The organism is Amycolatopsis sp. NPDC026612 (assembly GCF_040638285.1).
GTDB lineage: Bacteria > Actinomycetota > Actinomycetes > Mycobacteriales > Pseudonocardiaceae > Amycolatopsis.
Genome location: NZ_JBEZYB010000061.1, coordinates 35605 through 49723, shown reverse-complemented (window position 1 = coordinate 49723; position 14119 = coordinate 35605). Strand labels below are relative to the sequence as shown.

Here is a 14119-nt window from a genome sequence, read left to right as displayed (position 1 = left end):
CCCGACCGCACCGGCGAGGGCCTGCTGGTCGCCCCGCCGCTGAACGCGACCGACGCCGACCTCGGCTTTCTCGGCGAGACCCTGCCCGCGGTCCCGGGCCTTCGCCGTGGGGTCAGTTCGCGAGTTCGCCCAGCCGGTCCAGTGCCGCGCGCAGGGTCTCGCCGAGAAAGCCGAGGTCGGCGTCGGTCGCGTTCAGCGGCGGGGCGACCAGCAGGCCCTCGCCGGTGCGGTCGGGCCGGAAGCCGACGTACGGGTACAACAGCAGGCCCTGGCTCCGGGTGATCCGCATGACGTCGCCGAGGGTGCCCTTGGCCAGTTCGATGCCGTAGAAGTAGCCGAGTCCGCGCACGTCGGTCACCAGCGGCTGGTCGCGCACCGCGTCGGCCACGAGCCTGCCGAGGGCCGCACCCCGCACCTCGTCGCGGTCGAGGGCGCCGAGCTCGTCCAGCACCGCCAGCACCGCCAGCCCGGCCCGGCCCTGCAACGGGGTCGCCGACATCGTGCCCATGAGCGGCAGCCACTTGCCGCTCGCCATGATGTCTTCGGCCAGGTTCGGCGAGATCATCGTGGCGGCCAGTGGGACGTAACCCGCCCCCAGGCCCTTCGACAGGGTGACGATGTCCGCCGCCGAGCCCGGCGTGTGGTGCGACGCCAGCGGCAGCCCGGTGCGGCCCAGCCCGGTCAGCACCTCGTCGTGGATGACGAGGACGCCGAACTCGTCGCAGACTTCGCGGAGCGCTCGCAGGTAGCCGGCCGGCGGCACGTACCCGCCGCCGGTCGTGCCGTTGACCGGTTCCATCAGCACCGCGGCGACGGTGTCCGGGCCGGCCTCGACGATCGCGTCGCGCACGGCCCGCACGCAGTCGGCCCGGCAGGCGGGGAAGGGGCAGTCGAGGTGCTGGGCCGGGTAGGGCGGGTTGAAGGCGGGGGCGAGGCCGAAGCTGTCGTCCTCGTGCGGCCGCCGGGACCGGTGGCCGGACAACGCGAGCACGAACGCGCTGTTGCCGTGGTAGCCGAGCGACGACGTCAGGATCTTGTGGCGCCCCGTCTCGCCCCGGGCGCGCTGCACCAGCCGGGCCAGCGCGATGGCGGCCTCCGTCGCGTGCGTGCCGGTGGGGGTGAACATGACCCGGTCGTCCGGCCGGTGCACCGCCCGCGCCGTGGCCGCGGCCAGCTGCTCCATGAGGTCGGGCGCGAACGTGCCCGGGCTGGCGTACGTGCAGATGCCCACCTGGTCCCGCAGGGCCTCCACCACCCGGGGGTGGGCGTGGCCGATGTTCACGTTGACGATCCCGCTGGCGCCGTCGAGGTAGCGCCGCCCGTCGGAGGCGTACACCCAGGACCCGGCGGCGTGGCTGTAGGGAATGGGGGGAATCTGCAGCCGGGCGGCCAGCAGCTGGGACGGCGCCTTGTGCACAGTCATCGTCACGATCGGGATCCTCCTGGCGTCAACCCACCAGTTCGGTGGCGTGATCGAGTTGCGTGGCCTTGGTGCGGATGTCGTCGAGGAGCACCGCCTGCCGCGTGACGTCGCCGTTGTCCGGCAGCCGTCCCGATCGGACGGCCTCGGTGAACGCGGTCAGCGTGTTCGCCACCTGGTCGTCGGGCGCCAGCGGGATCTCGTCGACGCCGGATCCCCGTTCCAGGCGCAGCACCGGGACGTGGCCGGCGGGCGGGGTGAAGGCGTGCTCGAGGACGATCCGGCCGGCACTGCCCCAGAGCTCGTAGCCGGACCGGTAGGCGTGGTCGATCCCGAAGGCCGCGAACGCGACGACACCGCCGCCGCACAGCAACGCGTGCCCGGCGGAGTCGACGAGCTCACCGTGGCGGCGGGTGAGCACCGCCGAAACGACGTCCAGGCCGGCACCGAGGAAGGACAGCGCCGCGCGGACCGGGTAGACACCGGTGTCCAGGAGCGCGCCCCCGCCGAGTTCGGCGCTGTGGCGGATGTCGCTTGCCGGCCGCCGCGGTACGGCGAACGCGGCGTGGAACGCCCGCAGCTCGCCGATCGCGCCGGTCCCGACCAGGTCCTTGACCGCCGCGTGCTGGCTGTGGTGGAGGAACATCACGTTCTCCATCAGCACCAGCCCGGCCGACCGGGCCGCGTCGATCAGCGCGCGCGTCCGGGAAGCGCTGGTGGTCAACGGCTTCTCGGCGAGCACGTGCTTGCCGGCGGCGAGGGCGCGGTCGATCCAGCCGGCGTGCGCGGCGTTCGGCAACGGGATGTAGACGGCCTCGACGTCGTCGAGTTCCAGCAGCGCCTGGTAGCCCTCGACCGGGCGGCACCGGTAGCCCCGCGCGGCTTCCGCGGCCTTGCCGGCGGTCCGGCTGGCGATCGCCGCGATCTCGGTGCCGGGAAGGGCCGCCACGGCCGGGAGCACCCGCCGGAGGGCGATGCTCGCGCACCCCATGATCCCGATGCGCAGGGGAGCCACCGGATCTCCTTCCCCGGCCGGTCGATGCGGCGCGCGGTGCGGGCACTGTCCGGCCCCACGCTAGGACGCCGGGGTCCGCCGGGCATCCCCCGTTCTTGTAGCACCGGCCCGGCCCACCGCGGCGTCCATTCAGGACACCCGAATCCGCCGCACACCTATCAGGTCGGGGGATGCCCGGCGCGCCGGCGCGCTCCTACGCTGCCCGGAAGCACCAGGCACGTCGCGTGCTCCATCTCGTGCAGAGGAAGGGAGTGACGTGGTCTCCAGCGCAACGCACACGGACACGCCACCGGACGGCCGCCCCGATCCCGGGGCCGACGACGCGGTCATGTCCATGGCGGGCTTCCACTCCTGGTTCAACGCGCGAGCCCGCGCGAACAGCTTCCGGGTGGACCGCATCCCGTTCGCGGACCTGTCGGGCTGGGACTTCGAGCCGGACACCGGCAACCTCGTCCACGCCAGCGGGCGGTTCTTCTCGGTCGAGGGCCTGCGCGTCCGGACCGACCGGCCGTGGGTGAGCGAGTGGACCCAGCCGATCATCGTGCAGCCGGAGATCGGCGTCCTCGGCATCCTCGTCAAGCGGTTCGACGGTGTCCCGCACTGCCTGATGCAGGCGAAGATGGAGCCGGGCAACATCAACGGCCTCCAGATCTCGCCCACGGTGCAGGCGACCCGCAGCAACTACACGAAGGTCCACGGCGGCGCGGCGACCAAGTACATCGAGTACTTCCGGCCCGGCTCCCGCAGCCGGGTGCTGTTCGACGGGCTGCAGTCCGAGCAGGGTTCGTGGTTCCTGCACAAGCGCAACCGCAACATCGTCGTCGAGACCGACGACGACGTGCCGCTCCACGAGGACTTCTGCTGGCTCACGCTCGACCAGCTCCGCCGCCTGCTGCGGCTGGACCACATGGTGAACATGGACTCCCGGACCGTCCTGTCGTGCGTGCCGCCCGCGTTGACGCAGCCGGACGAGCGGAACTCCGGCGACGACTCGTTCGGCGACGCGGTCCGGCGCTCGCTGTGGGGCCACGGCCGGGCCGTCCACGATCCGGGGCGGATCCTCAGCTGGCTCACCGAGGTGCGGGCCCGGCAGGAGCTGGTGCAGCGCCGGGTGCCGCTCAAGGAGGTCGCCGAGGACGGCTGGCGACTCGGGCACGACGTCATCGACCACCGGGACGGCAAGTACTTCGACGTCGTCGCGGTGGCGGTGCAGGCCAGCAACCGCGAGGTCACCGCGTGGACCCAGCCGCTGGTGGCGCCCCGGCAGTCCGGCCTGCTCGCCCTGCTGGTCAAGCGGATCGGCGGCACGCTGCACGCCCTGGTCCAGGCCCGCAGCGACGCCGGCACGCTCAACATCGCCGAGCTGACCGCCACCGTGCACTGCCAGCCCGGCAACTACGCCGACGCCCCGGCGGAGTACCGCCCGCCCTACCTCGACTACGCGCTGGCCGCGCCCCGGTGGCGCGTGCGGCTGGACGTCGTGCACTCCGAAGAGGGTGGCCGCTTCTACCACGCCCAGAACCGCTACCTGGTGATCGAGGTCGAGGACGACTTCGACGCCGAGCCCGACGACCGGTACCTCTGGACGACGCTCGACCAGCTGATGTCGCTGCTGTCGCACAGCAACTACCTGACGGTGGAACTGCGCAGCCTGATGGCCAGCATGCGCAGCCTCTGACCGTTGCGTTGCGGCTCAGCCGGCGGGCACCGCGGCGTGCAGTCGGTCCCGCAGGGCGCCGGCCAGTGCTTCGAGCCCGCGCGGGCCGTCGGCGGTGCCGAAGACGTGGTAGTCCGGGCGGACGAGCAGCGAAGTCGCCCGGTACCGCGCCAGGAACGGCCGGTAGACGTTGTCGACGTCCACGCCGTCGTCGAGCCGGACGACGTGCGTCCCGAACTCGGCGAGGAGGTCCGGGCGTGGCTCCTCGGTGGTGAGCAGGACGAAACCCCGGCCGACGACGTCGTCGAAGAGCCCGGTGGCGCCCCGCAGGCACACCCGTCCCTGCGGCACGACCACGCCCGCTCCCGGGCTTTCGTGCCGCAGGCCGCCGGTGAGCGGTTTCGCCGGTTCCGGCTGGCCCGCCGGTTTGCCGCGGCGGTTCGCCAGCACGGTCGCGTCCCGCTCGGCGGCGGCCGCCGGGTCGGTCACGCAGATCACCCGGCCCAGCTGGACCGACGCGAGAATCGCTTCTTTCGCCTGCGCCCGCCGCTCCTCCCCGTAACTGTCCAAAAGGGACTCATCGGCCAGGCCGCGGAGCGTGAGGTCCAGCTTCCACGCCAGGTTGGTGACGTCGCGGATGCCGGAGCACATGCCCTGGCCGGCGAAGGGCGGCATGAGGTGCGCCGCGTCGCCGGCGAGCAGGACGTGCCCCACCCGCCACCGGTCGGCCCAGCGGGCCTGGAAGATGTAGGTGGTGCTGCGCAGCAGGGTGGCGGTCTCGGGGGTGACGCCGAACGGCGCCATCAGCCGCCACGCCGTCTCGTCCTTGTTCAGCTCGGCCGCGGTTTCGCCCGGCAGCCGCATGAACTCCCAGCGACGGCGGCCGGGACCGCTGCCCACGAGCGTCGTGGGCCGGGCCGGGTCGCAGATCTGCACGTTCGTCGGCACGAACGCACGCGGCTCGTGCAGCTGGACGTCGCAGAGCAGCCACTCGTAGGAGAAGCCGAGATCGGTCACCGGCACGTCGAGGTGCTCCCGGACGAAGCTGTTGGCGCCGTCGCAGCCCACGACCCACCGCGCCGACAGGATCCGCGGCACGTCGTCCTCGTCGGTGGCGGTCACCCGCACCCGCTCGTCGCCGTCCGCGATGGCCACGACCTCGTGCCCGCGCAGCACCGTCAGGCCGGGCAGCTCCTTCGCCCTGGCCGCGATCAGCTCCTCCAGCGCCGGTTGGTGCATGGTGTTCGCGTCCGGCCAGCCGTACGGGCCGTCCGTGGTGAAGGCGATGTCCAGCAGCGTGCGGCCGTCGGCGGTCTGCCACTGGTAGCCGTTGGCCGGCGCGGTGATCCGCCCGAGGTCCGGGCCGATGCCGGTGGCGGCCAGCAACCGGGCCGTCTCGCCGTCGAAGCTGGTCGCGCGGGGCAGTTTGTACGGCCGGGGACGGCGTTCGAGCACGGTCACCCGCCACCCGCGCTGCGCCAGCAGCACCGACAGGGTCGCGCCGATGGGGCCGTTGCCGACGACGACGACATCCGGGTCCGTCACGAGCACCTCACAGGTCACGGGTCAAGTGGGCCAGCCGCTCGCGCAGGCACTCGAGGCGCCCCGGCAGCGACGGATCGCCCTCCGGCCAGGCCAGGTCGATGCCGACGCGGCCGCCGAAGCTGCTCATCACGTAGCCGCCGAGCGCGATGGTGTCCCGCATCCGGGACGCGGAGTGGAGGTTGGTCAGCCGCAAGCCGTCCGGGGTGCGCATCGGCGGGATCACCCCCCAGTTCATGATGCTGACCACGGCGAGGGCGAGGCTCGGGTCCCACGGCTTCACGGCGGCGGGCCTGCTGAACATGTCCAGGATGCTGCGTTGCACGGAGCCGTCGGCCAGGCCGGCCCGCAGCTGCGCGCCGATCGCCCGGCCGATTGCGACGACGTCGTGCTCGATCCCGCCGGTCGCCTTGAACCCCACGCCGCCGAGCACGTTGGTGCCCTCGGTCGCGCCGACCGGGGGAGTGAGGCGGCTGCGCAGGTTCACCGAATACCGGTACACCAGCTCGGTCGGCGGCATGCCCCGGATCTCGGCCTCGGCCTGCAGGATCACACCCGAGACGAGGCCGTTGATCGTCACCCCCTCGCGGTGGCCGAGGTCGGCCAGCGCCGCTGTCTCGGCCTCGGTCAGGCGGTGCTGGACGACGTGGCGGACGACCGGATCGGGCGGGGACGCCGGCACCGGGAGCTCGCCGGCCGGCGCGTTCGCGTGGATGCCGCGCTCGGCCAGCAGGTCCTCCAGCGACCGGGGGTACGGGTGCCGGGGCAGGTCGAGGGGCACCCCGGCGACGACGTCGGTGTAGCACGACCAGAGCGTCGAGAGGATCGCGGTCGCGTGGTGCGCGTCGGCGATGCTGTGCTGGATCGCCAGGCAGACACTGGCCTCGTCGCCGTCGCGCACCACGTTCAGCGCGCTCAACGACCGGTGCTGGTCGACTTCGAGGCCCGCCAGCGGCTTGCCGGGGTCGCCGTCGGTGAACCGGACCTCCGGCCGGACCGCGGAGTCCTCGGACTCGGCGAGCACGACGCCGTCCCCGGTGAACTCCACGCGCGCCGAGAGGTGCGGGTAGGCGCGGTACACCGCTTCGAACGCGGTGGTCAGCGCGGCCGGATCCAGCCGGCCGGCGGCGCGGACCGTGTACCCGATGTACGACTCCTTGACGGCGTGGATCTTCTCGCTGGGTGCCAGCGCACGCAGGACACCGGCTCGCGTCACGAGTTCCCTCCCCCGGATCCGGCCAGCGCGGCGCCGGTCAGCTTCCCGGTGATCGTCGCGATCATCAGGGCGGCCTGGTCGACCAGGAAGAAGTGACCGCCGGGCAGCACCCGCAGCTCGGCGGGCCCGGTGGTGTGCCCGGCCCAGGCGCGGGCTTCGTCGACCGACACCCGCGGATCGCGGTCGCCGGTGAACACCGTGACCGGGCAGTCCAGCCGCCGTCCGGGTTCGTGCCGGTACGTCTCGACCGCCCGGTAGTCGCTGCGGATGGCGGGCAGGATCATCGCCAGCAGTTCGGGGTCGGCGAGCATGGCCGCGTCGGAACCGCCCAGCTTCCGCAGCTCGGCCACGAGCCGCTCGTCCGACACCCCGCGCAAGTCGTCGTCGCGGTAGCGCGACGGCGCCCGCCGTCCGGACGCGAAGAGGTGCACGGGTGCGGGCAGCCCGGTTTCGGCCATCCGCAACGCCACCTCGTAGCCGATGAGGGCGCCCATGCTGTGCCCGAACAGCGCCAGTGGCCGGTCGTCGAACGGGCGCAGCACGTCCAGGAGCCTGCTCGTCAGCCCGCCGATGCTGTCGACGGGCGGCTCGAGGCGCCGGTCCTGGCGGCCCGGGTACTGGACCGCCAGTACCTCCACCGCGGGAGCGAGGGCCTTGGCCAGCGGGAAGAAGAAGCTGGCCGAGCCGCCGGCGTGCGGTAGGCAGACGAGCCGGACGCGGGCGTCCGGTACCCGCTCGAAACGGCGCAACCACTTCTCGGCGTCTGGTCGGTGCACGAGCGGACTGCCTTTCGGAAGGGCCCTGCGCTCAGGCGAGCTTCAGGGGCAGGGTCTTGGTCCGGGTGAACGCGGGCCGCAGGATCCAGGGGATTTCGTCCCGCGGCACGGCGAGGCTCAGGTCCGGGAACCGGGTGAACAGCCCGTGCAGCGCCACCTCGGCCTCCTGGTAGGCGAGGTGCTGGCCCAGGCAGCGGTGGATCCCCTTGCCGAAGCTGAGGTGGCTCTCGTTGGCGACGGAAAGCCGGTCGACGACCAGCTTCTCCGGCTCGGGGAACTTGCGCGGGTCGGTGTTGGCCGCCAGCAGCAGCGGCGCGACCGGCATGCCTCGCGGGATCGTGACGCCGCCCAGTTCGACGTCCTCCGACGGGAACCGCGCCTGCGTGAACTGGAGCGGTCCCAGCCGCTGCAGCTCGCGTACGGCCTGCACCCACAGCGACGGCTCCCCTTTCAGCCGCGCGAGCTGGTCGGGGTGCTCGAGCAGGAAGAGCACCGAGTTCCCGATCAGGTAGGTCGTCGTCTGGTGCCCGGCCGTCACGAGGCTGAACAGGATCCCGACGATCTCGTCGTCGGACACCCGCGCGGGGTCCGCCGCCTGGGCCTGCACGAGCGCGGTGACCAGGTCGTCCTTCGGCTCGACGCGCCGGCGGGCCATCAGCTCACGCGAGAGGGCGATGCACTTGCGCAGGGCGGGCGGGATGTTCGGGGCGTCCATCGTCGCCATCGCGTTGCCCCAGGCGTGCCAGGCCGCGCGGTCGGGTTCGTCGATGCCGACCAGCTCGCAGATGACCGTGACCGGCAGCGGGAAGCAGAACTCCTCGACGAGGTCGACCGGCGAGCCGTCCGCGCTCTGCTCCGCCATCCGGTCGAGCAGGTCCTCGGTGATCTTCTCGACGCGGGGCCGCAACGCGTTGACGCGGCGCGCGGTGAGCGCGTACGACACCAGCTTGCGCAGCCGCGTGTGGTCCTCGCCGTCGGCGGTGTTGAGCTTGTTGGCCATCCAGGGGATGAGGTCCTCGGGGAAGTTCATCGCCTTGAAGACGCCGTCCCGGATGTCCGCCAGCGGCGAGTCGGCCGGCGGGTTGGTGAGGAACCGCGGGTCGGTGAGGACGGTCAGCACGTCCTCGTAGCGGGTGGCCAGCCACATGTCGGGGCCGCCCATCATGGTGCCGATGTTCAGCGTCCCGGTGGTCGGCAGCGGTTCTTCGCGCAGCCGTGCGTACCAGCCGAACGGGTCGGCGACCACTTCCGGTGAGAACAGGTCGACCGGTTCGGCCGAAGGCCCGGCAGTGGCGGTCATGGCCATCCCTTCCTGTTGGCGAAGCGGGCGGTCCGCCCGCATCGGGCGGGCGCACCGGTGCCCCGGTTCGGACCGTAGGGAAGGGTTGGCCGGCCGAGCATCCCCCAACCTGATAGGCCTCGTCTGGAAGTCCTTTGTGGACGAACGCGGGAGCCGTCCGGTGCTATCAGAACGAGGGATGCCCGTGCGGGCGGCCTGACCTAGTCTCCGGAAGAACCATGCAGGCCAGGCGTTGATCGACAGGCGGTCACGCGAGACGATGCTGAGGGGTACTGGTGACGAAGCCGACTCCGAACGAGATTGGCCAGGGCTACGACGCTTTCGCGGACCTGCTCGACCAGCTCTGGGGCGAAAATCTGCACCACGGTTACTGGGACGACCCGTCCGGCGGCACCACGCTGGAAGAGGCCACCACGAAGCTGACCGACAAACTGGCGGGGATGCTGTCCCTCCGCGCGGGCGACCAGCTGCTCGACATCGGGTGCGGCAACGGTGAGCCGGCGATCCGGATGGCCACCGCCAACGACATCATGGTCACCGGCATTTCGATCAGCGAGAAGCAGGTGGAGCGGGCGAACGACCGCGCCTTCAAGGCCGAGCTGGACGACAAGGTGGTCTTCGAGTACGCCGACGCGATGGACCTGCCGTTCCCGGACGAGTCGTTCGACGTCGTCTGGGCGCTGGAGTCGCTGCACCACATGCCGGACCGGTGGCACGTGATCCGGCAGGCGGCGCGGGTGCTGCGGCCGGGCGGGCGGCTGGCCATCGGCGACTTCCTGCTCGTCCCGGGCCCCGCCGGCCCGGAAGCCGACGCCGCCCGGGTGCGCGAGGTCGGCAAGGGCGTGGTGGCGGTCGTCTCGCTCGACGAGTACCTGGACCACCTCCGCGAGGCGGGGCTGGAGCCGGCCGCGACCGAGGACGTCAGCCGGTACACCCGGCCGTCGTGGGCCAAGGCGGCGGAGCGGTTCGAGGCCCTGCGGGAACAGGCGCTGCAGCACATCGAGGCGGCGCAGTTCGACGTCACCCTCGGCCGGTTCCGCGCGTTCAGCGAAGAACCGTCGCTGGGCTACGGCCTCCTGACCGCTCGCAAGCCCGGCTGACCGCCGTGCGCCTTCTCTGACGGCCGAAGCCGGGCACCCGGACCGGGTGCCCGGCTTCGGCCGTTCGGGCAGTGTTCGTCGGGCAGCGTTCTTCGAGCACGGTGGCGTGCGTCGTCAGGGCGCGTCCCAGGTGACCGGCAGCGCGTGCACGCCGTAGGTGAGCATGTCGTTGCGCAGGGGAACCTCCTCGGGCGGCACGGCCAGGCGGAGGTTGGGCAGGCGGCGCAGCAGCTCGGCGTAGCCCGCCTGCATCTCCATCCGGGCCAGCTGCTGGCCGAGGCACTGGTGCACGCCGTGGCCGAAGGCCAGGTGCGGGCTCCGCGCCCGGGTCAGGTCCAGCACCTCGGCGTCCGCCCAGTGCCGTGCGTCCCGGTTGGTGGCCACCACCGAGACCACCACGGTCGAGCCGGCCGGGATGTGCTCGCCGCCGAGCTCCAGGTCCTCCTTGGCGAACCGGAAGAGCCCGGGGTTGACGACGGACAGGAAGCGCAGCAGCTCCTCGACGGCGTCACCGATGCGGGCCGGGTCGTCGCGCAGCGTGGCGAGCTGGGCGGGGCGCTGCAGCAGCACGAAGATGCCCAGGCCCAGCATGCTCGCGGTGGTGTCGTAGCCGGCGATGAGCAGCAGGTTTCCGATGTTGATCAGCTCGTCGTCGGTGAGCGCGGGGTCGGCGCCGGCGTGGTGGATCAGCGCGGAGAGGAGGTCGTCGGCGGGGTTCTTCCGTTTGTCCGTGACCAGCTCCTGCATGAACACGCGCAGGGCGTCGGCGTTCTTCACCGCCTCCGCGACCGGTGCGTCCATCTGCAGCAGGGCCGCCGCGCGCTGCTGGAACTCCGTCCGGTCCTCGTAGCGCACCCCGAGCAGCTCGCAGATCATCAGCGAGGGCGCCGGGAACGCGAACTCGGCCATCAGGTCGGCGGTGGTCCCCTTGGCCAGCATGGCGTCCACCCGGCCGGCGACGATCTCGTCGATCCGGGCGCCGAGCTCGCGGATCCGGCGGACGGTGAACTGCCCGGTGAGCAGCTTGCGGTACCGGCTGTGCTCCGGGGGGTCCATGTTGATGAACGACCCGGCCCGCGCCTTGTCGTCGCGCAGCCGCTCCCGGAACTCCTCGGACAGCTCCTTGAACCGGGGGTGGTAGCGGAACCGGTCGGAGGAGAACCGCGGGTCCGACAGCACCGCGCGGGCTTCCTCGTACCCGGACACCAGCCAGAACGGGTCGCCGCCGGCGAGCGTCGCCCGGGCGACCGGCCCCCGCTCGGCCGCCGCCACCAGTGCGGGCGGCACCGTGAACGGGTCGTCGCGCCGGACGAACTCCGGGGGAAGCGGTGAGCGCAGCGATTCGTTGCTGGGCGGGGTTTCGGTCACGTTGGTCGTCACTGCGGAGGAACTCCATTCCGACTTCGCGCGGCCGAACGGCCGACCTGCCTGGTCACGTCGGAGCGTAGGTCCGGCACGGCAGGCCGGGCATCCCTCGTTCTGATAGGGCTTCGGGGCCACTATCAAATTAGGGGTGGTGTCCTGCCGTCGGCGTCGACAGCATGAGGCGGTCCGAATGGCCGCCGGCGAGTGAGGTGTCCCGTGAGTGTCGTGCTCCTTCTGAACGGTCCCAACCTGGGTGTCCTCGGCCGGCGCGAGCCGGAGATCTACGGCACCGACACGCTCGCCGACATCGAGAAGGCGGTCGCCGACGAGGTGGGTGCCCGCGGGTGGGAAGTCGTGTCGATCCAGCGCGACGGCGAGGGTGAGCTGGTCGGGGCGATCCACGAGCACGGCGACACCACGGTCGGCGCCATCGTCAACCCCGGGGCGCTGATGATCGCGGGCTGGAGCCTCCGGGACGCGCTGGCGAGCTACGCGCCGCCGTGGATCGAAGTGCACCTCAGCAACGTCTGGGCGCGCGAGCGGTTCCGGCACGAGTCGGTCATCGCGCCGCTGGCCAGCGGGGTCGTGGTCGGCCTCGGCGCGTTCGGGTACCGCTTGGCGGCTCGGGCGCTGCTGGAGCTGGCCGGCTGAGCGAAAGGCGGTTTGTCCGAATCGTCGCGATTCACCGACGTGGGGCAGCGGGAATGCATTCGACCGGCGGGCGGATGTCGATCTTTATGGCATTGGCGCCTGTGGGCCGAAAGGGCGCGGCCGTTAGCGTGAACAGATGGTTGGTTGACTACTAACCGGCAGTCCGCTAGGCCAGCTGGCTGGTGTATGCGGCGGCTTAACACGCAAATCCCTTGGTGGACAAGGAGAATGACGGGAATACAGCATTCTGGGAGATTGTGACCGAAGTCACAGTGGCGATGACGACCGGACTTACCGAAGCTATCGTGAGCCGAGCAAGTCGTGAATCTTGCACAAGCCAACCTGGGGAGGTTGTTGTGGTGCGCGCTCTTTTCTCTGAGGGGCGTGTCACCACGCAATGAACGACAAACCGCGTCCGCCACGGGCAGGTGCGCGGCGCGGTGTGCACTACATCAAGTGGACGGCACTGTGTGCCGTCCATGCTTGGTGTTGTGAAAAATCAGGGAAGTGCGGCGCGCCCGCGTAATTATCACGCTTCGTCTATGCCTGGGGGATAGTCGATCGATGTTGGACGTACAAAGGTTGCACCCACCACAAAATCCGTTCACCGGATTCCGCGATGATTTGATGCGGAGTTCGTGTGACACCGCCGGATTGCTTCGGCGGTCCGCTTCCTCGTGGTTCGACGGGCGGCTCGACGCGGGCCTGCACTGCGCCAGGGCGGCCGCCGCGGGCAATCGCCAGGAGTCCCGGGAGCTCTACGAACTGGCCCAGTTCTGGTACGTCGGGTTGCTCATCAAAGCCAGGGACCTCGAAGCGGGCCGCCGGGTGCTCGACGCGGTCGAGCTGGGCGGCGACGGGGCGACGTCCGAACGCATGACCGCCGTTTCGCACAATGTCCGGGGAAGCCTCCTGTTCGCCATGGGCAGTGTGGACGAGGCCATGGCCGAGATCAGCACGGGATTGCGCATCGCCGAAGGGTGCGGCGACCGGTCCCTGCGGCCGCCCAGTTATGTCGTGCTGGCGCTCGGTGCGCTCCGCCGTGCGGATATGCGGGCGTGCCGTCAGTTCGTGGACAAACTGGCCGATGAAGCCCTGCTGGGTTATTTCGGGCAGGCTCCGGGCGCGTGGGTGGCCGCTCAGGCCATGGAGGCCCGCAGCGGAGTGGCGGGCGCGGCGAGTCTCATCGCCGGGATCGTGACCAACCCGGTGGTGCTCCGCCAGCTGCTGGTGTCGGAGCCCGCGGCGGCTTCCTGGCTGGTCCGCGCCTGCGGCAAGCTGGGTGCGCACGACCTGGCGAAGATGTCGGTGGCCGCGGCGTCCGCGATGGCTGCCGAGCAGCCGGCGTTCAGCGTGATCCGCGGCTCGGCCCTGCACGCGGCCGGACTGCTGGAGCAGGACGAAGTCAAGTTGCACGAAGCAGCCGACATCCACCCCGATCGGTGGTGTGGAGCTTCCGCCCGCGAAGATCTGGCCGAATTGCTGTCCCGGCGCTGCTCCGAACGAGCCAAGACGATTCTTCTTCTTGAATCCGTCCTGGACGCGTACAGCTCGGTAAGTGCCACCAGAGATTCCGCCCGGGTCGTGAACAAGCTCCGTGAATACGGCGTCCGCCGGGGCACCACGCGCACCGTGGAATGCGAAGGGATTGTCCCGCACGGACTCACGAACACGGAGTTCGCGGTCGCCGAACTGGTCAGCCAGGGACACACCAACAACGAAGTCGGCAGGCAGCTGTTCATTTCCCGGCACACCGTGGCGTTTCACCTGAAGAAGGTCTTCCAGAAAATGAACATCACGTCGCGGGTCGAGCTCGCGGCCGCCTGGAAGGTGTTCTCATAGGACGGTGAATGTTGCGCATCGCCGATTCGCGGCCGGCTGGGGCGGCGCCGCGTCCGGCGATGAAACGGAGCCCGAAGTGTCGTGATCGGGCCGCCTTCGCCGCATGTCGTGGCAGCGGACCGGCAACGCCTCCGGTCCGCTGGGCGGCGACTTGGCCGCGCTCGCACCGTGGCGGTCCTGAGCGACGCGGCCGTGCGGGCTGTCGAGTGCGTCGCTGAGGCGCTGACCGGCCGCG

The 14119-nt window shown here is 71.1% G+C and carries 11 protein-coding genes; 4 read left to right on the top strand and 7 right to left on the bottom strand.

Annotated elements, in window-relative coordinates; genetic code table 11:
* Window positions 1-112 precede the first annotated feature (112 nt).
* Window positions 113-1423 (bottom strand): aspartate aminotransferase family protein, encoded by a 1311-nt coding sequence (locus AB0F15_RS34780; protein ID WP_360279904.1) that lies wholly within the window; start codon window positions 1421-1423, stop codon window positions 113-115.
* Window positions 1424-1448: 25 nt separating this feature from the next.
* A complete protein-coding gene (locus AB0F15_RS34775; protein WP_360279895.1) occupies window positions 1449-2435 on the bottom strand; it encodes a Gfo/Idh/MocA family oxidoreductase in 987 nt (328 codons plus the stop codon).
* A gap of 256 nt (window positions 2436-2691) precedes the next feature.
* Here AB0F15_RS34775 and AB0F15_RS34770 point away from each other — a divergent pair, with 256 nt between their 5' ends.
* Window positions 2692-4113 (top strand): NDP-hexose 2,3-dehydratase family protein, encoded by a 1422-nt coding sequence (locus AB0F15_RS34770; RefSeq protein ID WP_360279892.1) that lies wholly within the window; start codon window positions 2692-2694, stop codon window positions 4111-4113.
* Between the two features lie 15 nt (window positions 4114-4128).
* On the opposite strand, the gene AB0F15_RS34765 is transcribed toward AB0F15_RS34770, so the two are convergent.
* From AB0F15_RS34765 to AB0F15_RS34750, 4 genes are read right to left on the bottom strand one after another with little or no spacing between them, the layout of a single operon-like run.
* Window positions 4129-5637 carry a bifunctional 3-(3-hydroxy-phenyl)propionate/3-hydroxycinnamic acid hydroxylase gene (locus AB0F15_RS34765; protein ID WP_360279889.1) on the bottom strand — a complete coding sequence of 503 codons (1509 nt, stop codon included), beginning with the start codon at window positions 5635-5637 and terminating at the stop codon, window positions 4129-4131.
* Between the two features lie 7 nt (window positions 5638-5644).
* Window positions 5645-6850 carry an acyltransferase gene (locus AB0F15_RS34760; RefSeq protein WP_360279886.1) on the bottom strand — a complete coding sequence of 402 codons (1206 nt, stop codon included), beginning with the start codon at window positions 6848-6850 and terminating at the stop codon, window positions 5645-5647.
* Window positions 6847-7599 (bottom strand): alpha/beta fold hydrolase, encoded by a 753-nt coding sequence (locus tag AB0F15_RS34755; protein WP_360279901.1) that lies wholly within the window; start codon window positions 7597-7599, stop codon window positions 6847-6849. The genes AB0F15_RS34760 and AB0F15_RS34755 overlap by 4 nt, the downstream gene beginning before the upstream one ends.
* Window positions 7600-7657: 58 nt before the next feature.
* Entirely contained in the window at window positions 7658-8932 is a 1275-nt protein-coding gene (locus AB0F15_RS34750; RefSeq protein WP_360279884.1) for a cytochrome P450, read from the bottom strand.
* Between the two features lie 269 nt (window positions 8933-9201).
* On the opposite strand from AB0F15_RS34750, the gene AB0F15_RS34745 reads away from it, so the two are divergent.
* Entirely contained in the window at window positions 9202-10026 is an 825-nt protein-coding gene (locus AB0F15_RS34745) for a methyltransferase domain-containing protein (RefSeq protein WP_360279881.1), read from the top strand.
* A 114-nt stretch (window positions 10027-10140) separates the two neighbouring features.
* On the opposite strand, the gene AB0F15_RS34740 is transcribed toward AB0F15_RS34745, so the two are convergent.
* Window positions 10141-11406: a cytochrome P450 gene (locus AB0F15_RS34740; RefSeq protein WP_360279878.1), complete on the bottom strand. Its 1266-nt coding sequence runs from the start codon at window positions 11404-11406 to the stop codon at window positions 10141-10143.
* A 201-nt stretch (window positions 11407-11607) separates the two neighbouring features.
* Between AB0F15_RS34740 and AB0F15_RS34735 the strand changes: the two genes are divergently transcribed.
* The gene (locus AB0F15_RS34735; protein ID WP_360279875.1) at window positions 11608-12042 is read left to right on the top strand and encodes a type II 3-dehydroquinate dehydratase; all 435 of its coding nucleotides are present in this window, start codon (window positions 11608-11610) and stop codon (window positions 12040-12042) included.
* A gap of 507 nt (window positions 12043-12549) precedes the next feature.
* Window positions 12550-13884 carry a helix-turn-helix transcriptional regulator gene (locus tag AB0F15_RS34730; RefSeq protein WP_360279872.1) on the top strand — a complete coding sequence of 445 codons (1335 nt, stop codon included), beginning with the start codon at window positions 12550-12552 and terminating at the stop codon, window positions 13882-13884.
* The last annotated feature ends 235 nt before the right edge of the window (window positions 13885-14119 follow it).

What these genes read in the sequence shown, in the direction of transcription:
- AB0F15_RS34780 (WP_360279904.1), bottom strand. Translation starts at nt 1,423, where the DNA reads ATGACTGTGCACAAGGCGCCGTCCCAGCTGCTGGCCGCCCGGCTGCAG.
- AB0F15_RS34750 (WP_360279884.1), bottom strand. Translation starts at nt 8,932, where the DNA reads ATGGCCATGACCGCCACTGCCGGGCCTTCGGCCGAACCGGTCGACCTG.